This is a genomic window from Paenibacillus sp. FSL R10-2771, assembly GCF_038000205.1.
GTDB classification, from domain to species: domain Bacteria; phylum Bacillota; class Bacilli; order Paenibacillales; family Paenibacillaceae; genus Paenibacillus_AQ; species Paenibacillus_AQ phytohabitans.
The window spans coordinates 5,334,587-5,358,162 of sequence record NZ_JBBOBM010000001.1 but is presented as its reverse complement, the minus strand read 5'-3'; the positions used below and the strand labels follow the sequence as shown (position 1 = coordinate 5,358,162).

Sequence of the window (23,576 nt, the reverse complement as noted above, 5' to 3'; positions counted from 1 at the left end):
ATCCAACTATCGGCTGAGAGGTGACTGGGATTGAAGGAGATCTGGCAAATATACAAGAGGGATTGGCTGAGGCTGTTCAGGATACCTGTGGCCATGCTGCTGATTGCAGCGCTTGTTGTGCTGCCCTCAGTCTATGACTGGGTGAATGTGGCGGCCGTATGGGACCCGTACAGCAACACCTCCGGGATCAAAATCGCCGTAGCCAGTCTGGATGAAGGTGCGGCCGTGCAGGGTACAAGCTTCAATATCGGTGCGGAGGTACTGGAAAGCCTGCGGAGCAATAAGTCACTCGGCTGGAGGTTTACAGATGCGGAGGCTGCGGTGGACGGGGTGCGGCGGGGGGATTACTATGCGAGCATTGTGATTCCGGCGGACTTCTCTGAGCGGATGACCGGAATTCTTGAAGGTAAGCTGGAGAAGCCGGAGATTGAATATACCGTTAATGAAAAAATTAATGCGATTGCTCCAAAAATTACAGCCAAGGGTGCTTCCACGATCACCACGCAGATCACCGAGCACTTCACGGAAACGATCAGCAGTACGGTTCTGACCGCCCTGCGCGGGGTAGATGAGGAATTCCAGTCCGAGCTGCCCGCTATCCGCAGAGTGGAGGCCGGGCTGTTCAAGCTGGAGGCGGAGCTGCCGGAGATTGAGCAAGCCGGCAGGCTGGTACTGAAGCTGCAGCAGGATTGGCCGGAGATCTCCTCTTCTGCGGAGCGGATTGCCGGACTGGCCTCCAGGCTCCCCGAGGTAGAGCAGGCGGGAAAAGCCGTGGAGCAGATCGACGAATATTGGCCGCAGATTACGGCTGCCGCAGGACATCTGGAGGAGCTGCAGGAGAAGCTGCCCCGGATTGAGCGTGCTGCCCTGCTGGTATCCGAGCTGGATTCGAACTTCAGCAAGGTGGATGGTGTGCTGGACCGGGCAGAGGCCCGGTTGGAAGAGGCCGCAGCCGCAGTGGACACTGCGGCCAAGGTTCTGCCGCAGGCTGACCGGATCACCGCTGCCGGCAGCAGCTTCGGGCTTGTGCTGCAGCAGTTCCTGGCCGGGAACGGCACAGCCTTTGCGGCTGTCCCCGGGGCCCTGCAGCAGAACTTGTATCTGCTGCAGCAGGCCGGGGAAGCGGCCGTGCAGTTGACCGCGCAGCTGCGGCAAGACGCCGCGCAGCCAAACGAAGCGCTGCGGCAAGGTGCCGCGCAGCCAAGCGAGGCGCTGCACCAGAGTGCGGTGCAGCAGGAGCCCGCGCAGCGCTCTGCTGCGCGGCAGCTGCAGCTTGCCTCGGCCCGGCTGGCCGCGGCAAGCGAAGGGCTCGCCCACACAGCGCAGCTGCTGGGCGCCCTGAACACACTTGCGCCCGGGACCGCGGGCGCAAGTGATCTCCGCGCCGTCGAAGCGGCGCGGAAGCCCTATGCCGCCGCAGCTGCGCAGGCGGCGGCCCTGGCACAGGCTGCGCAGGCAGGCGCGCAGCCCACGGAGGCTGAGCTGGACCAGCTCAGCCTAGCGGCAGGGCAGGCGGGAGCTGCCCTGGAGGGGGTCATCCCGCGGTACAACGCGGGAATTCTGCCCGCAGCGGAGCAGGTGCTGCAGCAGCTGACTGCGGATGCGGGGAATGCTGCGGCAGCGCTGCAGCATATTCCGCAGCGGCTGGCCGCGCTGGACACCATACTGGAGGAGGCGGGGACCGCCATCCAGTATGGACAATCCGGCCTGGCAGCCCTGCGGCAGGATTTGCCGGCCATCCGCGAAGAGGTGCATAACGCAGCGGGGGGCATGACAGAGAAGATGGCGGCATTCAGCAATCTGGTCACTAACGTACTTCCGCGTATTAAGGAAGGACTGCCGGGGGCCGGGGCGCAGATTCACGAAGCGGCCGAATTTGCCAGAACCGGACTGCCTGCGGCGGAGGTGAGGTTCCGCAAGGCAGCGGATTTCATTACTGCCGGATTGCCGCGGGCAGACCAGGGAGTGGAACGTGCGGCGGAGCTGGTGCGCAGCGACTTGCCTGCGCTGATGGCATCGGTCCGCAAAGCGGCAGCAACACTCCGCGATATCAAGGAGGAGGTTGATCTGGAGGAGATTGCCCAGCTGCTGGGCGGCGATATCCAGAGCCAGAGTGATTTCCTGGCGAATCCGGTTGTACTGAAGCAGCAGACGTTATATCCGATTCCCAACTATGGATCGGCCATGACGCCTTTTTATGTCGTGCTGTCCCTATGGGTAGGCGGTACCCTGCTGATCTCGCTGCTGCGCACGGCTGTAGATACCGGCGGAATCCGCTACCTTGGGTATCAGCTCTATTTCGGACGCCTGCTGACCTTTCTTACAGTCGGTATTCTTCAGGCGCTGGTGGCAGTGCTGGGCAATATCTTCCTGCTAGGCTGTTATGTTGCTGATCCGGTATGGTTTGTCCTGTTTGCCGTACTGATCAGCGTGGTATTCGTGACGATTGTCTTCACGCTGGTCTCGGTGTTCGGCAGTATCGGCAAAGGGATTGCCATCGTATTTATGGTGCTGCAGTTCTCCAGCTCCGGCGGCACCTTTCCTATTAGTACCACCGGACACTTCTTTCAGGTACTGAATCCGTTTATGCCCTTTACCTATGCGATCAGCCTGCTGCGTGAAGCTGTAGGCGGTCTGCTGCCGGAGGTAGCGATCCGTGATGCGCTGCTGCTGGTCTTGTTCGGCGTGCTTGCGCTGCTGCTGGGTCTTACGCTGCAAAAGCCGCTGCAGGGCTTCATCCGCAAAGCGGCCGCGCAGGCAGAAGAGTCGAAGCTGATTTCGTAGATAAAATGGGGATATATAACATTTATTCCGTCTTTGTCAACCTATTTTGAACCGTTCAAACCGGATTGACCTGTATAATTGGGGGACTTATTATATAGGAATATCTGGATTAATATTCGAATATATGGTTTTTTGAGGGGCGGTATTGGTTTGCATCATAAGACTACAATTCAAGCGGAACTGGCCGCTTTCCTAAGAAATGAAGGAATGACGATTAATCAATTCGCAGGGGTATCCGGCGTTAACTCCGGAACACTGAGCAGTATTATTAACGGCAACCGTCCCATTGCCATGCAGCAGTTGGACCGGATTACCTCCGGGATGGGGCTGGCTGAAGGGGCGTTTTACGAACTCTATATAGATGAATGTGTCATTCATTCCACTCCCGACTGGCGGCGTCTGGGCCCATTCCTCCACCGCTGCGCGGAGCTGAACAAACTGGAGTGTATCCGGCAGGTCGTCCTTATTATAATGGACAATATTACATATGCCCCTGTGCTGTTTGATACAGCGGAGCAATTCTACGGGCAAGGCAACTATCAGGCGGCGGCTCTGCTCTATGAGGGCGTTGCCGATAGTGAGAAATACCAGCATTCGGAGCGTCTGGCCTTATGCCAGTACCGGCTGTTCACCATTAGGGTCGGTCAGGACCGGGAGGCGGATTTCCGTGCAGCCACGCGGTTCGAATATTTCGTGGAGCGGCTGGATGAGAGCGATCAATTAGGCGCTTTGCAGCAGCTGGCCGATGTCTATCTGTCATTGCAGTACTGGGATAAGGTATGGCTGCTGGCCGAAGAGCTGTACCGTAAGACAGCGATTCAATATGAGATTAAGCATCACAAAGTCAGAAAGCAGAAAGAGCTGAAGGAACCTCCGAAGCCGTTATGCTTCTATATTTTATACGCCTACTGGTTGCAGTCCGTGGTATGTGACGGGCGGGGCGAATATGAGCGTGCTTTGCATTATGTAACTTTATATTCAGAAATGGACTGGATTGTGGAAGATTCAGAGGAAGTCCGGCAAATTAAAGAGTATTTCAGCAGTCAGGCAATAGTTAATACTTATCTGTTCCGTTTAATGTGCGGAGATTTGGAAGTGCTTCATAACTATGTGGAGTATATCGGCACGGGCGGCACCGGCCTGCTCCCCGGAATGCTGAAGGCCGTTCAGGCAGCCAACCGGTTTCACTGGAATGTGGATGAGCTGATCGGGCGGTTCCTGCCGCAGGTAGAGCAGGAGTGGTCTGCCCCGGGGCATGGCAAGCCGGGAGCGGACCTGCGGGATAAATACGCGGAATTGCTCTATGAACTGGCGGGATATTACCTGCGTGCCGGAGAACAGGAGCAAGGATTCCGCTACTTATTCCTAAGCCTGGAGGCTTCGGCGGAACTGGGCAGCGAGACCTGTGTGATCCGCTGTGTGCGATTGTTTGAGCAATATCGGCCGCAGGCTTCGGCTGCGCAGCAAGAGGATTATAAGCAGCTGATCAATAAAGTACAGACAGCCCATGCCAGCAGACACCTCGCGCCGGCAGGCAAATTGTAAGAGGAATATTATCCGCTATAGGCTTGCAACTACTTAAAAGCACCGTCCCATTTCGCGGACGGTGCTTTTAAGTGCAGGTATTTGCTGCAAATTGAATTGCAGGGCGGGCTATGCCGTATAAGAACACAATATGACATCTTCTCCTCCCGCAGGTGCTTATCTTGCAGGTGCAAAATCAGCCACCTGCGGTCATTCACACCATCGCCCATCGGGAAAAACACCTTGGTGCTAAGCACATAATCCGACCGTGTATAGGAGCGCAGGGCGGCGCCGACTGCTTTTTCACCTTCACCGCAGTTATAGGCATTAGCTGTATCAAAGAAATTGATACCGCATTCAAAAGCTTTGGCAACACAGGAATTCTGCCGCCTTCTGTTCCGCCGCCGTGCCATAAGTAAGCCAGCTGCCCAGGCCGATTTCACTGACTTTAAGTCCTGTATTGCCCAGTTTTCTGTATTTCATCTTCTTCCCATTCCTTTCATAGTTTTTTTGTGCACTTTTTTAGGTTGTCTCTGTGTTTTTTCTGTTATGATGAGGACCAGTCCAGTTGATCGTAACATATCCTCTTAATTAAGAGTAAGAACATAGAGAGTTTCCTATCTAACTTATCCCAATGGCTTATAATGCCGGCTCTGACTGGACAATCGGGCAGTGCAAGATGAACGGTGACAAATAGGAATAACGGGCAAAGTTCATACACTGTGGAAATTAAAAATAAGTAAAATAGTAAATATGGATTTTGGAATGGAGTTCTAGAAAGATGATGGAGAAGATGAATACCCGGAGTCCGGTCATTTGCAATTTAGAGGATGCTGCAGACCGGATGATTGAACTGCTAAGCCAGATTTTTACGTCAAATACGATTATGATTACGATTCACGGTTTAGGCTTGGTTCCCCTGCTGCGGACCTTCAACCGGGAAGCGCCTATCATGAAGGAGGAGGACAATTTCGCCCTTCTTGATCCTATTCGCAGTCTGGTTATTCTTAATGACAATAAGCCGACACTGGTCGCTGACACGCATAATCATCCCGGGTCCACTGCCCTTGAATTTATACATGCACGGGGCATACACTCGTTCATTGGCGTTCCTCTGATCACGGAGCAAGGGGAGTCTGTGGGGACGATCTGTCTGATGGACCCTGCAGCCGGCCTGCATACGAAGGAAGACCTGGATATAATAAGCGCCATGGCCTATTTTTTCACCTATATTATGAATTTGGAACGAAAAGTTGAATTCATAGAACGGCAGAGCCAATCCAAGCTGGACCTGTTTGCCATGCTCAGTCATGAAATCCGCACCCCGATGAACGGCATTATCGGCATGACCGATCTGATGATGACGACTGAAATGGACGAGCAGCAGCAGTATTACATGGAGATTATTGAATCGAGCAATGCCAAGCTGCTGCAATTTCTGAATGATGTTCTGGATTTCAGCAAAATGGAAGCGGGCAAGCTGGTCATTGAAAAGGAACCGTTTGATATTATTACCGCACTGGAGGAGAGCGTCTATTTGTTCTCCACCAAGGCTTTTGAGAAAAATCTGGAAGTTATTCTGAATGTGGATTCTGAAATTCCCCTGTATGTTCTGGGTGATGCCCCCAAGGTACGCCAGATCATCATGAATATAGTAAGCAACGCCCTGAAGTTCACCCACGCCGGGGAAATCCTTATCGAGCTGAAATCGTTGCCTGTCCGCGGTGAAGAAATAGGGATAAGGATTACGGTGCAGGATTCTGGAATAGGTATTGCGGAAGACAAACTGAAGCTGCTGTTCAACAAATATACCCAGGTTCACCAGAGCAGCGAGCTTCATCATTACGGAGGCACCGGACTGGGACTGGCAATCTGCAGACAACTGGTGGAGCTTATGGGGGGAGAGATCTCCGTTGAGAGCCGGGAAGGGGTAGGGACGAAGCTGGAAGTCACTCTGTATCTCGAAAAATATACAAGCCTGCCCTCGATTCCCTTCGAGAAAGATGTGCTTGACGCAATTAAAATCCTGGTTGTTGATGATAATCAGACCAGTCTGCATGTCATCTCTTCGGTACTAGAGGACTGGAGTGTGGCAGTTACTTCCGCCGAGACTGCCAAGCAGGCAATGGACTTTTTGGCAGCTAACAACGATTATGATCTGATCCTTATGGACAAGGATATTGAGGGCACAGAGGCTACAGAGATTGCCAAGCAAATGCGTCAGCTTGCTCCGGACAGGAAGCTGCCCGTAATTCTGCTTGCTCCCCTGGGAACGAATCTGGACGAGGAGACCAAAGCGCAGTTCGCCTCCATCATTATCAAGCCCATCCGCAAGGTGCATTTGCTCAATAACATATTGGCTTTGCTGAAGCACAGTAAGCCGGAATCCTAATTGCGCATTCTCCTGATATAATTGAATCAAATTATAAGGCGAAAGGTGAGTATACATGTCTATATCCATTTCCGGAGCTAACAAGGTATTTCTGTTTCAAGGGGATTCCATTACAGATGGCAACCGTGACCGGGGCAATGATCTTAACCATATCCTCGGGCACGGCTATGCATACATAGTCGGCAGCAAATTAGGCAATGAGCTGGCGGAGCAGCGGCCGGTATTCCATAACCGCGGGGTGAGCGGAGACCGGATCTCCGATCTGTATGCGCGCTGGAACGAGGATGCGATCTATCTGCAGCCGGATGTGCTCAGTATCCTGGTCGGGGTTAATGATATCTGGAGAACGATGATGGGCGACCCGGGCGGCATCACGGACCGCTTCCAACGCGCTTACCGCCATGTACTGGAAGAGACACGCGAAGTGCTGCCGCAGACCCGGCTTGTACTCTGCGAGCCCTTTCTCCTGAAGGTAGGGGCACCGGCAGAGAATTGGCCGGAATGGCTGAAGATCCTGACTCATTATCAGGAGGTTGTCCGCAGCCTTGCGGAGGAGTTCGAGGCTGTGCATGTACCGCTTCAGGACGTTTTTGAGGCGGCCGCAGCAAGAACGGATGCCGTATACTGGGTCTGGGACGGTGTGCATCCAACGGCGGCCGGGCATGATCTGATCGCTGCAGAGTGGCTGAGAATTGTGGGGCAGAGCGGGATTCTGCAAGGGTAAGCCAGCCCGTTCTCAGCTCCTCTTAGATAAATTCGGATTACAGTGACAACAGTGACAACAGAAATAAGAGTAACACCAGTAAAGGCAAGAGTAAGAGTAAAAGTAAAGTAACAGTAAAAGCAAAAGTAAAGTAAAGTAAAAGCAATTGTAGGGTATTTGCAGCAAAGTATACAAATACCGCAGCACTAGAGCCTGTTTGAAGCCGGGATGTTACCGGAATTCAAGCGGGCTTTTTGGTTAGGTTACTGTAGGGAATCATGAGTTTCGCCTGTTGCGGATAAGTTTCATTGGGATGTGGAGCGGATCTGCCAGTCAAAGGGATAAATCCTTCTGAAGCCGCCGAAAGCGGGAGGCAGACAGGAATGAGGGGCATTAGTGCCCCTGAATTCGCCGAAAGCGGGTGGCAGGCGGGAATGAGGGCATTAGTGCCCCTGAATCTGCCTAAAGCGGGCAGCAGGAGGGAATGAGGGGCAAAAGTGCCCCTGAATCTGCCGAAAGCTGGAGGCAGACGGAAATGAGGGGCAAAAGTGCCCCTGAATTCGCCGAGAGCGGGCAGCAGGCGGGAATGAGGGGCAAAAGTGGCCCTGAATCCGCCGAGAGCGGGCGGCAGGCGGGAATGAAGGGAAAAAGTGCCCCTGAATCCGCCTAAAGCGGGCGGCAGGCGGGAATGAAGGGAAAAAGTGCCCCTGAATCTGCCGAAAGTGGGCAGCAGGAGGAAATGAGGGGCAAAAGTACACTTGATTTCACCGGCGGCTGCCCGGAAGTAGTCTGTCTGGAGTGGAGTGGCGTGGCGTGGGTGGCCTTAATCTACTTAAGCTGCACAGGCTCCATCAACTCCATCAACTCCATAATTTTATAAGCTCCAGCTCAATTTGCCTTGCGGGTGATTTTTTTTCTTTGCCGGGCAGAAGCTGGCGAAATAAGCTAGTTGCTAGTTACTTGTTACTTGTTACTTGTTGCTTGTTGCTTGCTGGTTATTGGCTGCTGGTTGCTGGCTGGCTGCTGTTTGCTGTTTGCTATTTGCTGGCTGTTGCTTGCTGGTTGTTGGCTGTTGGTTGTTGGTTGCTGGAGCAGGTAAGCGTACCGTCAGCAGATGAAGCGGACTGAAAAGACCCTATTTTCCGGAAAACCCCTTTTCTGAGGTTTAAGCGGACTGAGAATCAGCTATTTTGTTCATTTGGGCATGAATTGGGCGGCGGGCCCATTAATGGAATCTGAGTCCGCTTAGCCAGCAAATCTGCCAGATTTGGGCAAATAGCGGATTTTCAGTCCGTTTGATTAGTTGGTTGTCCGGGCAGATGGGCTTTGATAAGCTCCGCCAAGCACTTGCAGAGAACATGCGGAAGTGCTAACATGCAAATCCGCTTCAGCCATAAAACCTCATACATTAGGGTGCCAACTCGACTTTATTTTTCAGAAAGAGGCTGCCTGCCGAAAGGAGAGGGAGAAATCCCTCTGAATCCGGCTGGGACGGGGAACTGGTGGAATGGGCGGGAACAATTCCCTCGAATCGGGTTGGAGCGGAGGAAATCCCCTCGAATCAGATTGGAGCGGGGAAATTGGTTCCCCTCCCCTTGTACATACGGTAAATCCATGCTCCGCATACGGTGATTTCACTGTATCTTAAGCCGCTTATTGCCCGGCCCCGGGTCCGGGTGACATAATCGAAGAGCAGGCATGTACAGAGGAAGGCGTGAAGAACTTGGACTATTTCCGGAAGCAATCGTTCCGCAGTAAATTAAAAACCGCATTCCTGGCTGTGATTCTCCTCTCTGTGCTGATGACCGGTGGACTGTCCTATTCCATCTCGGCGGCGATCCTGGAGAAGAATGCGCTGAAGCTCACCCAGGATACCGTCGTCAAATCGGCACAGATCATCGACGAGAAGCTGAACAAGCTGACACTGATTATGATGACCTTTATGATCAGCCAGCCTTTTCACGATATGATGAGGGATGTCGTCTCCGGGGACACAGGCAGATATTATACCCATCTGAATGATCTTGATAACGTTTTCTCGCAGGCGCGGATTGCCGAGCCGCTGATTCAGTCCATCTATGTGTCCACGCCGATCGGGGAGTTCTACCCGTCGTCGATGAACCGCAACCGGCTGACGGAATTCAAGGATACGTTTCTATATGAGCGCATTGAACAGGAGAAGAAGAACCTGTGGGTCGAGGGCCATGAGGATATGCTGTTCTCCGGCAAGGACCGGGTGATCTCACTGATTCTGGATCCCATATTCGATACTCCGGTCAGCGGTGTCTATATCGTAGTCAATATCCGCGAAGACGGCTTCCGCAAGCTGGTAAGCGGAGGTACCGGGGGCGGGGCGCGCAGCTTCCTGCTGAACGCTTCAGGTGAGCCTGTGTATTCTGTGAAGGACCCGCTGGTCCGGCAGGCGGTGGAGGGCAGTCATCTGACCGGTAGGATCAGCAGCAGCCGGGATCTCAGCAATACGTTCAGGCTGGGCGGTGAATCCTATCTGCTGAACTATGCCCATCTGGGCATCGCAGATTGGACGATGACCACAATCCAGTCCAAAGCCAGCGTGCTGAAGGATATGATCTATGTCAAGTGGATGCTTGTGGTGGTGGCCCTCGCCGCCTTTACAGTCACAATGATGGTATCCGGCGCATTTACCCGTTATCTGCTGAGGCCGCTGCAGGGGCTGATGAAGGTGATGAAAAAGGTGGAAAGCAACGATCTGACCGCCCGGTTCGAGAGCAGCAGCGGGGATGAGCTGGCTCAGGTCGGTATCCGGTTCAACCGGATGCTTGAGCAGATTGTGGTGCTGATCGGTGAAGTCACCGAGGCAGAGACGAATAAACGCTCGGCGGAGATCAAGGCGCTGTCGGCGCAGATGGACCCCCACTTCCTGTACAACACGCTGAATACGATCTACTGGAAGCTGAATCTGAAGCAGGTGGAGCAGTCGCAGCGAATGGTAGTGTCACTGTCCCGGCTGTTTCAGCTGGGGCTGAATAAGGGGCAGGAAATCACCACGCTGTCCAAGGAGCTGGAGCATGTCCGCCAGTATCTGGAGCTGCAGTGCAGCTGCTATGAAGGGTTGTTCCGTTATGAAATCCACGTAGAGGATGAAGCGCTGAATACACTCCCTATTCCGCGCATTCTGCTGCAGCCGCTGGTGGAGAACAGCATCCTGCATGGTTTCTGCGATCTGGAGAGCGGCGGAGTGATTGATATAGAGATATTGGATGAGGGAGAACGCTGGTGCCTTACTGTCCGCGACAATGGAGCAGGCATGGAGGAGGATCAGGTCCGTGCGCTGTTCTGGCGGGAATCCGATAAGGGGTATGCCGTGTCCAATCTGATCCGCAGGCTGCAGCTGTATTACGGGGACGGTGCGGTGTTCCGGGTGGACAGCGGGCCAGGCAGGGGAACGGCGGTCATCATTTCTTTACCCAAGAGAGAGGAGCATCAGGATGGACGATAATGGTGTGATCAGCTTGTGCATTATAGACGATATCAAAAGCGTAGTCGCAGGACTCACCTGCATGAATTGGGCGCAGCAGGGTATCCGGGTGACGGGTACGGCAGCCAACGGGGAGGATGGGCTGGACATGATCTCGGAGCTGCGCCCGGATCTTGTCATTACGGATATACGGATGCCGAGGATGGATGGACTGTCCATGCTGCGGGCCGTGCTGGAACGCCACCGGGACTGTAAGGTGATTCTGATCAGCGGCTATGCCGATTTTGAATATGCGCAGCAGGCTGTCCAGCTTGGTGCTTTTGACTTCGTCGTCAAGCCGTTTACGGAAGAGGATATTATGACGGCGGTGCTGCGGGCGAAGGCGGAGATTATGGAAGAACGGTCGAAGCTGCTTACCCTGCGGGAGATGGAAAAAAGATTGCGGGAGAGTCTGCCGGTGCTGCGGCAGGAATATTTCGCCCTGCTGGTCAGCCACCGTACAGCCTGGGAGCAGGCGGCGGCCCGCTGGGAATTCCTGAATATCGATCTGAACCCGCAGGGGTTTGTGGTAATGCTGCTTGAGATCGATCACTTTCAGGAGCGGGCAGCCGAGCTGTCCATCCGCGAGGTGGAGCTGATCCGCTTCTCGCTGCTCAATATCACGCAGGAGACGATTGCCGAATATGCGCGCTGCGTAGTCTTCCGCGCCAGACATAACCGCTATCTGGCGGTTATGAATGATTGCAGCGCGGTCAGTGCAGTGGAGATTGCGGAACGCTGCTGCCGGAATATTGAACGCTACACCAAGTTCACCGTATCGGTCGGGGTCGGAGGCAGGGTGGAGGAGACGAGTGAGTTGCCTGATTCCTATCTGCAGGCCAATCGGGCGCTGGCCTATCATCTGTTCACAGAAGGCAATGCAGCCATCCGCTATGACGATATTCTCCCGGCCGGCAGCCAGGAGCCGCTGTCCCTGGAATACAAGGACGAGCTGCTGCTGGCGCTGCGCTCCGGCAATGCCGGCAAGGCAGAGGCTATTCTGGAGGATATCTCGACAAGCCTCCAGAGTCTGGTCTCCCGGCAGAATCCGGACTATCTGCTCAGCCTGTACGATGAGCTGGCTGCCTCGGCGATCCGGAGCTTCTATGAGCTGATTCCTTATGCGGATATCCAGCCGCTGATCCAGAGGTTCAGGGCTGTTCAGGGAACAGCCGGACTGCCGCTGGCTTCTCTCCAGCGGCAGCTGCTGGAGTTATGCGTGGAAGGGGCCGCACTGGTGCGCAAGAACAGCCTGTCCGAGGGGCAGAAGGTCATCTATGCCTCACTCGATTATATTCAGAGCCATCTCTCTGAGGATATAACGGTAGGGGATTGCGCCGCTCACGTCCATCTCAGCGCGAGCTACTACTCCAGTCTTTTTAAGAAGGTGACCGGTATGACGGTCACCCAGTATGTGACCATGGAGAAGATCCAGAAGGCCAAAGCGCTGCTGGTAGAAGGGATGCCGGTGCAGGAGGTCGCCCTTGCAGCAGGTTACGAGGAGCGGCGGTATTTCAGCGAAATGTTCAAGAAGATCACCGGGCAGACACCTTCGGAATTCAGGGCAGGCTATCATCCTGACCGTCCGGAGGAGAAACCTTACCGATGACGAAGCCAGATCCGCATCGTTCCGGCGTCATTTATGCTAATTATTTCGCACACACGAAGCCCCACTCCGTTAAGTACGAAGAGGGGCTGACCTACTATCTGTTCCGGTTTCAGGCGGAAGGTACCTGCCGGGCGCTGGTGGCGGGCAATTACGAGACCATCATCCCCGGAGACCTGCTCATTTATCCTCCCGGTCAGCCCTACGGACTAAACGTTCAGCCCCGAAGCGTAACGGCATCGGGTGAGACTCAGCCTGCTTCGGACTATTTCCTGGCCGGCAAGGGGGAGTGGCTGGACTCGTGGTGGGCTAACACAAGCCTGCCCGTAAAAACGAATATCGGTTTTGACGATACGGTGCTTACGCTATGGAAGCATATCATCAGCGAGAAGAAAAAAATGATGCAAAACCTGGACGAGATCATGGACTATCTTCTGAGAACGTTTTGCCTGACCCTGGAGCATGTGATTGGGGTCAATCCGCGCACCAAGGGAGTGGATACCGCGTACAAGCTTAAGTTATTCATAGACAACCATGCCCATGAACCGCTTAGCCTGGAGCAGATATCGGCCTCGGCCGGGTTAAGTGTGTCTCGCTGCTCCTATCTGTTCAAGGCTGCATTTGGCCAATCCATGTTCGCCTACTGTATCAGCGTCAGACTGAAGCTTGCGCAGCAGCAGGTGCTGTACAGTGGTCTGACGCTTGAACAGATTGCCGACAAAACGGGCTTCCAGAGCTATGCCCATTTCTGCCGGATGTTTCGGGGACACTTTGAACATTCTCCGGGAGAATACCGGCGCAAATTCGGGTTCCGGTTCCATCCGGATGGATGCACAGATTAGACGTCTGTATACAAAACCTGATTTTCTTGAAGCAGGATGGAATGCAGCTTCTCCACCCCTACATTCTGAACAATCCCGTCCGCATCAAGCGCCAGCGCGGCAGCCGCAGCAGCCGATTGCCCCAGGATCATGAAGACCGGCTCCATACGGATCGAGCCGTAGGCTGCATGGGTAGCAGATACACATACCGGTACGATCAGATTGGTGCATTCCGTCCGTTTCGGCACAACCGCCCGGTAGCTGATCGGGTAAGGCGCAGCCAGCCTCACATAGAATCCGCCCTCTGTGCTTACATGACCGTCTTCGTTCACATAGTATTGGGTGTGGTGCGAGTCCATGGCGAAGGAGCCCATTCCGATGGAATCGGGCACCGGGTTGTCCAGTCTGACATCATGCTCAGTAACCACATAATCGCCGATCATTCTGCGGGATTCCCTGATATATAATTGGGGCGTCCAGTGGCCGCTGTCCGTGAATTCATCAAGCGGCAGCCCCCACGGCTTGTAGACCGCCCGGATGTCCTCCGGCACCCGCGGATGATTCTGCAGAGTCCAGACATAACCTTGCTGATAGATGCGGTGGGCCTCCCATATTGCTTCTCTTGCCGGATAATCCGCCTCCGCATAGCTATGGTTCATTCCATTGTAATCCGTTGAAATGCCGCTATTGTTATTGGAGTCCGTCTTCTCTGCAGTAACCCGGTTTAATTTGAAGAAACGGGAGCGCTGTCCCTGCTCAATGGCCCGGAACAGAATTTCATAATCGGCCTCGTTATACCCCTCAGGCTTTCCAATCTCCAGGCGGTTGCCGGGATTGTCCGTCAGGCACATGCGGAAGTTATATGCCTGAAGCTTGTTGTCACCGTCACCGTCACCGATGCCGCCGCCGCGGGTAGCATTGACACGCGGAAGCAAGCCGCTTGAAGGTACTCCTTTAATGATATAGGGATCAATACCGGCTGGAAGCTCATTCAGCTCGTCGCCGGGCTGAATACCGTTTAGCGTCTCTCCGTAAGCTGAATTCGGCTCCCGGCCGACAGTATAGGATACACCCGATTTGCCCATCAGATCGCCTTCATACGTAGCGTCAATAAACATCCTGCCCCTATAGATGTTCCCCGATTCCATGCGTATAGAAGTGATTGTCGTGCCTTGTCTGGTCACCCCCTCCTGAAGCTCAAGCCTATCACCGCAGACAACTTCGATTTGGTGTTCGGCTACCAGGTCCTGCAATACTTCGAGCGCCACCTTGGGTTCGAACAGCCAGCGTGCCCCGTCCTGATTATATTTCCGGGCTATCCGCCGGTAGAATTCCAGGGCCAGGCCGCCGACCGCCTGCTTCATTCCCACATCCGTATCTCCCAGACCTCCGCTGGTCAAGCCCCCAATACGCTGTCCCTGCTCGATTACCACCACGGTTTTGCCCATTTTTGCGGCTTGGACAGCAGCTGTAATCCCTGCAGCGGTTCCGCCGTAAATGACAATATCATACACTTGTTCCCGGTTCATAGTATGCCTCCTAATGCCTGATTTCACCTGCAGAAATTATCATAACCGCTGGCCGGCCAGGCGGGAATGATGGATCTTCCTTTTTGATTTGACGGATCTTACTGTTTTCATCCGGAAGCTGTTTTTAGAGCAAAAGGCTTTTGAAATCAGGGGTTTCGTATGATAAGGTGATTCCTGAAAAACGGGAAACGCCCTTATCCTATGATGTATAACAGGAGGAACTATGAAACTATGAAACCGAAGAAACCGAAATTCCGCTATTTGGACAAACCGGCGCTTGAGCCTGTACCAGGCTGTGACTGGGCGGATAAAATGGTGTTGAATCCGGCTATTATTCAAGACCCTGATTCTGATGAAATCCATATGCTATTCCGGGCCACCGGACCATGGACGCACAAAAGAAGAGAGGGCTGTCATGATCCGTATCCGATTTTTCTGGGTTATGCGTGCAGCAGGGATGCGGGAGAAACCTGGGAGGCGGACTTCTCTAGACCCGCTCTGGCGCCCGCACTGGGGTATGAGGAGCACGAGCTGTACATCACGGATATTTACGGAAATGAAGTGCGGAATTATGCCAATGGCTGTGTGGAGGACCCGCGTATCTTTTATGTCGAAGAGGAGTTATACGTCACGGTGGCCTGCCGGCCGTTTCCCCCTGGCCCCTATTGGCTCAGCAGCCAGCAGCCTCCGGTGCAGACGCGGTTTGAATATGTTCCCGATTGGATTTTTGCCGGAGATGAGGCAGACCCGTTCATTCAATCGGCCCGGGCCAATGACACCGTCAGTGTGCTCTACAAGCTTAATCTGGATAAGCTGAAGCAGGGTGAATATGAAAGCGCTTTTCAGTATGTAGGTCCGCTCACTGAGGGACAGGTCAGCGATAACCGCGACGTGTTTTTGTTTCCCCGGAAAATGAAGATTGCCGGTAAAATGCAATATCTTATGCTGCACCGGCCGATGAATGTCCTCCCCTTTGAAGGGGGAGAGAAGGCGGGTAAGCCATCGATTTATATGGCAGCAGCGGAATCCATAGCGGATTTGGCCTCGCCCAAAGCGGTGCACAGACTCCTGGCTTATCCGGTCTTTGATTGGGAGGAGAACCGGGTAGGCGCCAGCTGGCCGCCGATAGCCTTGGGGAATAGAGAGTGGCTGGTACCCTATCACGCGAAGAAAAATGTACAGTTCGGGTACACGCAATCCTTCATGATCCTCAGGGAGCAGGATAATGATTTCCCGGCTGTTATTCACCGGTGCTCCGACCGTCTGATGTATGCCGAGCGGGATTGGGAAATGCCGGAGGATTACCCGACACCTTGCCTGTTTACGACCGGAGGCATTGTCTTGGGCGAAGAATTAATCATGTCTTATGGCGCGGCAGATCAGAAGGCGGGGATATCGTGGGTTAATTTTGCAGAATTGCTGGCGTATATCCGGAAATACGATGAGAACGGGAACCTGACCGGATAAGGAAGCTTCAGCAGCTAAGAACCATGGATTTCTGTCCCTAGAGAGTGAGACTGCCGCACTCCTTTTGCGGGGGAGGGGGCTTATAATGAGAACGAGCTCACAATACAAATGTTAATCAAAGGGGTAGAACGTATGCAGAAAAAATGGTTGGGTCTCAGCTTGAGCCTTATGCTGGCGGCAGGAATCGCAGGTTGCGGCGGCGGGAACAGCAACAAGGGTGCGGCAACTGAAGCACCTGAAGCGGGTACGGCAGCTCCAGCAGCAACGGCTGCTGCTGGCGGCAATACTGCCACAAGCGAGCCTGTACAGCTTAAATACTGGACGGACGACCGTCATGACCAGGAATATATCAAAGAGCTGATCAACAGGTTCAATGAGACGAATGGCGAGAATATCCAGGTGGAGCTGACGGTGATGTCCGAGAACTACGCGCAGAGCGTCGATATCGCTTTTACCAGCAATCAGGCACCGGATCTGCTCCGCCTGAAGAGCGGCAATACTGCCGAATTTGTCAAAAAAGGATATCTGGCACCGATTGACGGTTATCTTACCGATGACATCAAAACGAAATTCGGCAGCGTAATCATCGACAATGTTAACCGTTTTGACGGCAAGGTGTACTCATTAGCTAATACCGGCCTCACCTTGCGCCTGATCTATAACAAGGACCTTTTTGCTAAAGCGGGTATTGACAATCCTCCGGTATCGCAGCAGGAAATGGTCGATGATGCCAAGAAGATTACCGAGCAGGGCAAAGGAGAAGGCGTGTATGGCTTCGCGCTGAACTTCAAAAGTCCGAAATCGGCTTTTGACCGTTCGATCCGGGAGATTCTGTCCTTGAGCGGCTATCAGGGACTCGGCTTTGACCTGAAGACAGGGCAGTTTGATTTCGCACCTTATTCGCAGACCATCGAGTACTTCAAGCAGATGTATGAAGACGGCAGCATTCTCCCAGGTGCAGAGACGCTGGACATCGACCCGCTGCGCGCCCAGTTTGCGGCAGGCAAAATCGGGATGTACCTCTCCTTCTCGACAGAGCCGGGCGTGTATCAGGACCAGTTCCCGACTGAAATCAACTGGGCGGGTGCCCTGGCTCCAACACTGGATGGACAGATTAAAGGAACCTCTGAAATCGTATCCGCCGGTACCTGGCTCGGCATCAGTGCCAAATCAGCGCATCAGGAGGCGGCCTGGAAATTCATGCAATACATGTACGGTGACGATATTCTGAAGACGTATCATGAGAAGGGCTTCGGGATTGCCGTAGTGCCAACCATTGTAGAACAGGCCAACAATCCCGAAATTAACGGCATGGAAGGGTTCCTGGTCGGCGAGCATGACTCGCTCTGGCCTGCAGTGCCAAGTGTTACTCCTGAGGGCTCTACCTATGCGGATGCTTTCTTCAAATATATCCTTGCAGGCGGAGACGCCAAGGCCATTACTGAAGATTTGAACACAAGATACAATGCCGCCTTGACCAAAGCGGTAGAAAAGGGCGAGGTTACCGTTACGCCGGACCCTGCCTTTGATCCGCTGAAACCGCAGGGAGAATAACAGGTTAGGAAGGGGCTTGTACGGGATTCCCGGCGCAGCCCCTTTGCTTTCCCCGAAGGAGGACAACATATGATTTACAAATGGAGAAGGCTCGGGGAGAATTCCCTGTTCCTTGCGCCAAGCATTATTCTGACGATTACCCTTGGCATCTATCCGCTGTTCTGGATGCTGCGCTATATGTTCTATGATTATGCCGGATATGGCGAGGCACTGTTCATCGGGCTGGACAATTTCCGCCGGCTGCTGCGGGACGCCCTGTTCTGGGAATCGGTCCGCAATACCTTTGTCTTTGCCGGAGGCAAGCTGCTGCTGACCCTGCCGCTGTCCCTGCTGCTGGCGGTTATTTTGAATGGCAAACTGCGCGGGTCTAATCTGCTCAGGGGCATCTATTTCATGCCGACCGTGATCAGTACGGCAGTGATCTCCGTTGTTTTTTATAACATCTTCAATTCATATAACGGGATGGTTAACACGGTTCTGATGAAGCTGCACCTGGTCTCACAGCCGATTGACTGGCTTGGTCCGAAGCATGCGATGCTGACGGTAATTATCGTGGCGGTCTGGGGCGCGGTCGGCAACTATATGCTGCTCTTTCTCGCCGGGCTGCAGAGTATTCCGCAGGATCTGTACGAGAGCGCGGCCATTGACGGGGCGAACGCCGGAAGACGCTTCTGGAATATTACGCTTCCGATGCTGGCTCCGGTTGCCCAGATGGTCATTATGCTGGCGATTATCGCTTCCCTGAAGGGCTATGAGAGCATCATGGTCATTACAGAAGGCGGACCGATCGGCAAAACCGAGGTCATGTATCTCTATCTCTACAAGCTGTTGTTCCCTGTATCCACCGGTTCGCCGGTAGCGCAGCAGCTGGGCTACGGCAGTGCCGTGGGCTTCGCCTCCGCCGTGATTGTCGGAGCGGTTACCGGACTGTATTTCTTCTTCAGCCGCAAAATGAACAAGGTGTATTAGGAGGTTGATTCAAATGAACGAACATGTGATATCCAAGCAGCCGGCCGGGCTGAAGCAGTCCGTCCCCCGGGAGCCCGGCGGCCATGCCGGAAGAATAGCGGTCCGGACGGTGATGTGGCTGTTCCTGCTGGCAACAGCGCTCCTGACCCTGTTTCCGCTGCTGATGACGCTGGCAGGCTCGCTGAAGACAGGGGCAGAAATGATGACCGGCGGCAGCCTGCTTCCGGCGAAGCTGCAATTCGCCAACTATGCGGAAGCCTGGAAACAGGCCAACTTCGCCCGCTATACCTGGAACAGTGCCTTTATGAGTGTAATGGTTACGGTGGGGACGCTGCTGGTAGCCTCAATGGCCGCCTATGTGGTGGACCGGCGTGAGTTCCCCGGCAAACGGATATATGTCACGGTGCAGGCGTCCATGATGTTCATCTCGGTTGGTGCGATTGTGCTGCGCCCGCAGTTCGATCTGATGGTTGCGCTGCATTTGAATACGACGCTGTGGGGAGTCATACTGATTCTGGTCAGTGCCCATTCCAGTACCTTCTTCATGCTGCAGGGCTTCTTCAAAGCGATTCCGAGAGAGCTGGATGAGGCTGCCATGGTCGACGGCTCCGGCTTCTTCCGCACCTTCTTCCGCATCATTCTGCCGCTGCTGACTCCCGGCCTTGGTGTAGCCGGATTATTCGCTTTCCGCCATTCCTGGAACGAATACATCCTGCCGCTGGTATTCACGATGACCAATCCGAAGCTGCAGACGCTGACTGTCGGGCTGGCGAATCTCCGCTACGGCTCCTCGGCCGCGATGCAGATCCATCTGATGATGGCCGGGGCCTGCCTGTCCATCCTGCCGATGCTGCTGGCGTATATTCTGGCCAATAAAACCTTCATCCAGGTTACGGCCGGTTCGGTGAAAGGGTAGCTATAATCTTGTATGTGCAAAGGAGAATCTTCCATAATGAACGATCTGACGATAGGAACACTTACCTCAAGTCCGGTGATGGTCCGGCATCCGCTTAACCCCATTCTGAAGCCTGCGGATGTCCCGTACGGGCCGGCCATGGTCTTCAACGCCGGAGTGACGAAATTCAAGGGCAGATATGTTATGGTATTCCGCAATGACTACGGGGATCAGAGTAAGGGGATCGTCGCTCCCCACCATACAACGAATCTGGGACTCGCCTTCAGCGACGACGGAGTAAGCTGGGAGGTGCAGCCGGAGCCGTGCTGGTCCTGGCATGATGAGGAAGTGGTCCGGGTGTATGATCCGCGCCTGACCGTGATTGGCGAACGCTGCTATCTGTGCTTCGCGGTCGATACGCTTCACGGCCTGCGCGGCGGGATCGCCGTGACGGACGATTTCCGCTCCTTCGAGGTGCTGAGCCTGTCGCTGCCGGATAACCGCAATATGGTGCTGTTCCCGGAGAAGATCGGCGGCAAATATGTCAGGCTTGAGCGTCCGCTGCCGGTCTACAGCCGGGGAGGACTGGACCGCTTTGACATGTGGATGAGTGATTCCCCGGACCTGAAGTATTGGGGGAGTCACAAGCTGCTGCTGGCTGTCGAGAATGTGGCGTATGCCAATGACAAGGTGGGTCCCGGCGCCCCTCCCCTTAAGACGGACAAGGGCTGGCTGACGACATTCCATGCCGTGGATCTTGACCGCAGCCGGGGCAAGAACGGCTGGGAAGACAGCTGGAAGAAGCGCTATACCGCCGGGATTATGCTGCTTGATCTTGAAGATCCGGGCCGGATCATCGGCCGGGCGGCAGCGCCGCTGCTGGCACCGGAGGCGCTGTATGAGACCTCGGGCGGGTTCCGCAACGATGTGATTTTTCCCGGCGGGATGATCCTGGAGGATTCCGGGGAGGTCAAAATTTATTACGGTGCTGCGGATACGGTGGAATGCCTGGCGACTGCGCATGTAGATGACCTGCTCCGGCTGTGTCTGGAGAAGGGGACTGAATAACTAAACCGGCCTTACAAGGAGGACGATTATGAATCAGGAACATATGAATTACGGAGATATGAATTACGGACAGATTACCCTGCCATCTGCAGCTGTGCCGGTCTCCCGCGAGGTAGATGTGCTGGTGATCGGCGGCGGGGCGGCGGGCATTGCTGCCGCTATCTCCGCTGCCGAAGGCGGTGCAAGCACCATGATCGTGGAGCAGCGGGGTTATTTTGGCGGCATGGGGACTGTAGCGCTTGTACCTGCCTTCTGTCCCTACACGGACAAGGTCAAGCCGATTATCCGCGGCCTCGGCCTGAAGCTGATGGAGCGGATGAAACAGGCCTGCGATCCTGGCTATCAGGAGGAATACCGCGAAATGCTGGACTGGGTGCCGATTGATCCTGAGGTACTTAAGCGCGTCTATGACGATGCCATTCTTGAGAGCGGTGTGACGCCGCTGTTCCATACCTTTGTCTACGATGTTGTGCTGTCCCCGGATGGACAGAGTATCGAGGGCGTGATTATTGTCAATAAATCGGGTCGGTCTTTCATCCGCTGCCGGTATATTATCGACTGCACGGGTGACGGGGATATCGCTGCCCTGTCGGGCGTTCCGTTCCAGAAAGGCGGCGGGGAAGGGGAGCTTCAGCCGGGCAGCATGTGTTATCTGCTGGCGAATGTGGACCGCAAGGAGTTCAGCCGGTTCCTGGAAGAAACGGGGGATACGGGGCAGCTGCACCGGACGGTTGAGCAGGCTATGGCTGAAGGGGCACTGCCGGAAGGCCGCAAGTCCATTTCCGGCCTGGCCTGGGTGAGTGATTATCTGGTCGGGGTCAACTTCGGCCATGTGTTCGGGGTAGACGGAACGAAGGCCGAGGAGCTTACGCGCGGAGCCATCGAAGGCCGCCGGACCGTGCTGCGGCAACTGGAATTCTTCCGCAAGTATGTGCCGGGCTTCGGGGCGGCACATCTGGTGGCGAGCGGTGAGCAGCTTGGCATCCGGGAGACGCGGCGGATTCAGGGCGATTACATGCTGACCGTAGACGACTTCATTGCGGCGCGTTCCTTCCCGGATGATATTGCCCGCAATGCCTATTACATTGATATCCACCTGGCTACCAGCAAGAGTGATATGACCTTCAATCATCTGCCGCCGGGCGTCTCCCACGGCGTGCCTTACAGGGTCATGCTTCCCGTAGGCATCCGCAATCTGTGGGTGGCCGGACGCTCCGTGTCCTCGGACCGGGCGGTTCAAGGCTCCCTGCGGGTGATGCCGAACTGCTTCTCGATGGGCCAGGCCTGCGGAACGGCAGCATCGCTGGCGCTCCGGGATGGCGCGGATTCCCGCAGCATCTCGATCCCTGAGCTTCAGCAGCGTCTGCTGGATCAGGATGTATGGCTCGGGGAGGGTTTCGTTCCGGGCACCGGGGCGGCGGACAGCAGGGAAGCGGGGGAAGGGCATTGAAGAACCTTCCTCTGACGGATGAGTGGTTCCACGGCGCAGTTTCACTGGAGCACCGGGAGGAGGGGATCAAGCCCTGGCGTATTCCTTACCGGGATTATGGCTTATATCCGCCGGACGGGATCGATGGCAAGGCGGAAATCTGCTCCGGTATCCGGCTGCGGCTGGCCACCGGCTCCAAGGCACTGGCCTTGTCGTTCAGTCCGCTTGCGGAGGCTGCCGCACTGGACTGTCTTATTGGCGGCGTGCTGTTCCAGAAGCTCCGACTTGCTGCGGGCGGCACGGAAGCCTTATTCACCGGGCTTCCGCCCGGTATGAAGGAGCTGGAAGTCTATCTGCCGCAGAATACCGGCATTACACTGAGTGGCTTGCGGATCGAAGATGAGGCGGCTGCTGAACCGCTGCCGGATCACCGGCCAAGGTGGATCACCTATGGAAGCTCCATCACCCAGTGTGTGGCAGCATCCAGCCCTTCGCGCACCTGGCCGGTCATTGCCGCCGGGGAGTGCGGCTATCATCTGACCAATCTCGGCTTCTCGGGCAATTGCCTGATGGAGCCGATGGCGGGCCGGCTGATCCGGGATTTGCCGGCTGAACTGATTACCTTGTGCGTAGGAGTCAATATATATGGTGCAGCAGCCTCCAGCCCGCGGATGTTCAAGCCGCTGCTGATCGGCATGCTCGAGACGATCCGTGAGAAGCACAAGGAGACGCCACTGGCCGTCATCTCTCCGATCTACGGGACGGAGCGGGAGACGGAGGAGAACAAGCTCGGCTTCACCCTGCCGCTCATGCGGCGGCAGATCGTAGAGACAGTGAAGCTGCTGCAGGAGCGGGGAGACCGCCATCTGCATTACCTGGATGGCCTGGAATGGTTCGGCCCGGAAGATGAGGAGCTGCTGACGGATGGCCTGCATCCGGGAGCCGAAGGCTACGAGCTGCTGGGAAGCCGTTTCGGCAGCAGGCTGGCGGCAGCGCTTCAGGTGGGGCGGGTGTAGCCAGGCGATGGAGCGCCTGAGCGGATTCATTGGGCGAGTATAACAGCAGGTGAAAGACAACTATAAAAGGCAGCAGCCTTCCCGGTTAAGGGATGGCTGCTGCCTTTCCTGTTGTATAGGAAATTCTGATATATGTCAGTTGTGGACAAATAAGTCCCTTGGAATTAGGAGCAGATCCGTAATCCCATTGAATCTCCTGGTAAGCGGGCCAAAGGTTGGCTAATGTACGCGAAAAATCGAACACAATGTGCTACTGTGAAGGTAACCGGAGCAAATGTATGCGAAAAACCGAACACAATGTGCTATCGCGAAGGTAATCAGGC

General features: G+C 54.9%; 17 protein-coding genes and 1 pseudogene. 16 read left to right on the top strand and 2 right to left on the bottom strand.

Features of this window, described 5'->3' with window-relative positions; genetic code table 11:
- Positions 1-30: 30 nt before the first annotated feature.
- Together NSU14_RS22785 and NSU14_RS22780 are read left to right on the top strand one after the other, a co-directional pair.
- A complete protein-coding gene (locus NSU14_RS22785) occupies positions 31-2,784 on the top strand; it encodes a YhgE/Pip domain-containing protein (RefSeq protein WP_340947399.1) in 2,754 nt (917 codons plus the stop codon).
- A gap of 207 nt (positions 2,785-2,991) precedes the next feature.
- Complete coding sequence (locus tag NSU14_RS22780) at positions 2,992-4,329, top strand: hypothetical protein (protein WP_042140876.1); 1,338 nt, start codon at positions 2,992-2,994, stop codon at positions 4,327-4,329.
- 140 nt (positions 4,330-4,469) lie between these two features.
- Here the strand turns inward: NSU14_RS22780 and NSU14_RS22775 are convergent.
- Positions 4,470-4,791 (bottom strand): annotated as a pseudogene (locus NSU14_RS22775) (aldo/keto reductase); the annotation flags it as partial.
- Positions 4,792-5,089: 298 nt separating this feature from the next.
- Between NSU14_RS22775 and NSU14_RS22770 the strand changes: the two are divergent.
- From NSU14_RS22770 to NSU14_RS22740, 7 genes are all read left to right on the top strand, one after another.
- Complete coding sequence (locus NSU14_RS22770; protein ID WP_042134855.1) at positions 5,090-6,700, top strand: GAF domain-containing hybrid sensor histidine kinase/response regulator; 1,611 nt, start codon at positions 5,090-5,092, stop codon at positions 6,698-6,700.
- 55 nt (positions 6,701-6,755) lie between these two features.
- Positions 6,756-7,424, top strand: a complete 669-nt coding sequence (locus NSU14_RS22765; RefSeq protein ID WP_336103671.1) for an SGNH/GDSL hydrolase family protein — start codon at positions 6,756-6,758, stop codon at positions 7,422-7,424.
- A 514-nt stretch (positions 7,425-7,938) separates the two neighbouring features.
- Entirely contained in the window at positions 7,939-8,073 is a 135-nt protein-coding gene (locus NSU14_RS22760) for a hypothetical protein (RefSeq protein WP_340947398.1), read from the top strand.
- 18 nt (positions 8,074-8,091) lie between these two features.
- Positions 8,092-8,283 carry a hypothetical protein gene (locus tag NSU14_RS22755; RefSeq protein ID WP_340947397.1) on the top strand — a complete coding sequence of 64 codons (192 nt, stop codon included), beginning with the start codon at positions 8,092-8,094 and terminating at the stop codon, positions 8,281-8,283.
- A gap of 843 nt (positions 8,284-9,126) precedes the next feature.
- Positions 9,127-10,881, top strand: coding sequence for a cache domain-containing sensor histidine kinase (locus NSU14_RS22750; protein ID WP_336103673.1), 1,755 nt, complete (start codon positions 9,127-9,129; stop codon positions 10,879-10,881).
- Positions 10,871-12,508 carry a response regulator gene (locus tag NSU14_RS22745; RefSeq protein ID WP_042134864.1) on the top strand — a complete coding sequence of 546 codons (1,638 nt, stop codon included), beginning with the start codon at positions 10,871-10,873 and terminating at the stop codon, positions 12,506-12,508. The genes NSU14_RS22750 and NSU14_RS22745 overlap by 11 nt, the downstream gene beginning before the upstream one ends.
- A complete protein-coding gene (locus NSU14_RS22740; protein ID WP_171718779.1) occupies positions 12,505-13,347 on the top strand; it encodes an AraC family transcriptional regulator in 843 nt (280 codons plus the stop codon). Before NSU14_RS22745 ends, NSU14_RS22740 begins: the two co-directional genes overlap by 4 nt.
- Here NSU14_RS22740 and NSU14_RS22735 read toward each other — a convergent pair.
- The gene (locus NSU14_RS22735; protein ID WP_340947396.1) at positions 13,344-14,855 is read right to left on the bottom strand and encodes an FAD-dependent oxidoreductase; all 1,512 of its coding nucleotides are present in this window, start codon (positions 14,853-14,855) and stop codon (positions 13,344-13,346) included. The two genes, NSU14_RS22740 and NSU14_RS22735, sit on opposite strands and share 4 nt — an antisense overlap.
- 231 nt (positions 14,856-15,086) lie before the next feature.
- On the opposite strand from NSU14_RS22735, the gene NSU14_RS22730 reads away from it, so the two are divergent.
- From NSU14_RS22730 to NSU14_RS22700, 7 genes are all read left to right on the top strand, one after another.
- Positions 15,087-16,322, top strand: coding sequence for a glycoside hydrolase family 130 protein (locus NSU14_RS22730; RefSeq protein ID WP_336103676.1), 1,236 nt, complete (start codon positions 15,087-15,089; stop codon positions 16,320-16,322).
- A gap of 132 nt (positions 16,323-16,454) precedes the next feature.
- Positions 16,455-17,876, top strand: a complete 1,422-nt coding sequence (locus NSU14_RS22725; RefSeq protein WP_340947395.1) for an ABC transporter substrate-binding protein — start codon at positions 16,455-16,457, stop codon at positions 17,874-17,876.
- A 69-nt stretch (positions 17,877-17,945) separates the two neighbouring features.
- Positions 17,946-18,845 (top strand): carbohydrate ABC transporter permease, encoded by a 900-nt coding sequence (locus NSU14_RS22720; protein ID WP_042134871.1) that lies wholly within the window; start codon positions 17,946-17,948, stop codon positions 18,843-18,845.
- A 13-nt stretch (positions 18,846-18,858) separates the two neighbouring features.
- On the top strand, positions 18,859-19,761 hold the full coding sequence (locus tag NSU14_RS22715) for a carbohydrate ABC transporter permease (protein ID WP_340947394.1): 903 nt from the start codon (positions 18,859-18,861) through the stop codon (positions 19,759-19,761).
- A 36-nt stretch (positions 19,762-19,797) separates the two neighbouring features.
- Complete coding sequence (locus NSU14_RS22710; protein WP_081969888.1) at positions 19,798-20,808, top strand: glycoside hydrolase family 130 protein; 1,011 nt, start codon at positions 19,798-19,800, stop codon at positions 20,806-20,808.
- A gap of 28 nt (positions 20,809-20,836) precedes the next feature.
- Complete coding sequence (locus tag NSU14_RS22705) at positions 20,837-22,258, top strand: FAD-dependent oxidoreductase (protein ID WP_445670059.1); 1,422 nt, start codon at positions 20,837-20,839, stop codon at positions 22,256-22,258.
- Positions 22,255-23,253, top strand: a complete 999-nt coding sequence (locus NSU14_RS22700; RefSeq protein WP_340947393.1) for an SGNH/GDSL hydrolase family protein — start codon at positions 22,255-22,257, stop codon at positions 23,251-23,253. The genes NSU14_RS22705 and NSU14_RS22700 overlap by 4 nt, the downstream gene beginning before the upstream one ends.
- The last annotated feature ends 323 nt before the right edge of the window (positions 23,254-23,576 follow it).

Bases quoted from the DNA above. Each gene is read 5' to 3' on its own strand.
- NSU14_RS22730 (WP_336103676.1), top strand. From the start codon at position 15,087: ATGAAACCGAAGAAACCGAAATTCCGCTATTTGGACAAACCGGCGCTT.
- NSU14_RS22720 (WP_042134871.1), top strand. From the start codon at position 17,946: ATGATTTACAAATGGAGAAGGCTCGGGGAGAATTCCCTGTTCCTTGCG.
- NSU14_RS22735 (WP_340947396.1), bottom strand. From the start codon at position 14,855: ATGAACCGGGAACAAGTGTATGATATTGTCATTTACGGCGGAACCGCT.
- NSU14_RS22715 (WP_340947394.1), top strand. From the start codon at position 18,859: ATGAACGAACATGTGATATCCAAGCAGCCGGCCGGGCTGAAGCAGTCC.
- NSU14_RS22745 (WP_042134864.1), top strand. From the start codon at position 10,871: ATGGACGATAATGGTGTGATCAGCTTGTGCATTATAGACGATATCAAA.
- NSU14_RS22710 (WP_081969888.1), top strand. From the start codon at position 19,798: ATGAACGATCTGACGATAGGAACACTTACCTCAAGTCCGGTGATGGTC.
- NSU14_RS22705 (WP_445670059.1), top strand. From the start codon at position 20,837: ATGAATCAGGAACATATGAATTACGGAGATATGAATTACGGACAGATT.
- NSU14_RS22740 (WP_171718779.1), top strand. From the start codon at position 12,505: ATGACGAAGCCAGATCCGCATCGTTCCGGCGTCATTTATGCTAATTAT.
- NSU14_RS22780 (WP_042140876.1), top strand. From the start codon at position 2,992: ATGACGATTAATCAATTCGCAGGGGTATCCGGCGTTAACTCCGGAACA.
- NSU14_RS22770 (WP_042134855.1), top strand. From the start codon at position 5,090: ATGATGGAGAAGATGAATACCCGGAGTCCGGTCATTTGCAATTTAGAG.
- NSU14_RS22760 (WP_340947398.1), top strand. From the start codon at position 7,939: ATGAGGGGCAAAAGTGCCCCTGAATTCGCCGAGAGCGGGCAGCAGGCG.
- NSU14_RS22725 (WP_340947395.1), top strand. From the start codon at position 16,455: ATGCAGAAAAAATGGTTGGGTCTCAGCTTGAGCCTTATGCTGGCGGCA.
- NSU14_RS22765 (WP_336103671.1), top strand. From the start codon at position 6,756: ATGTCTATATCCATTTCCGGAGCTAACAAGGTATTTCTGTTTCAAGGG.
- NSU14_RS22755 (WP_340947397.1), top strand. From the start codon at position 8,092: ATGAAGGGAAAAAGTGCCCCTGAATCTGCCGAAAGTGGGCAGCAGGAG.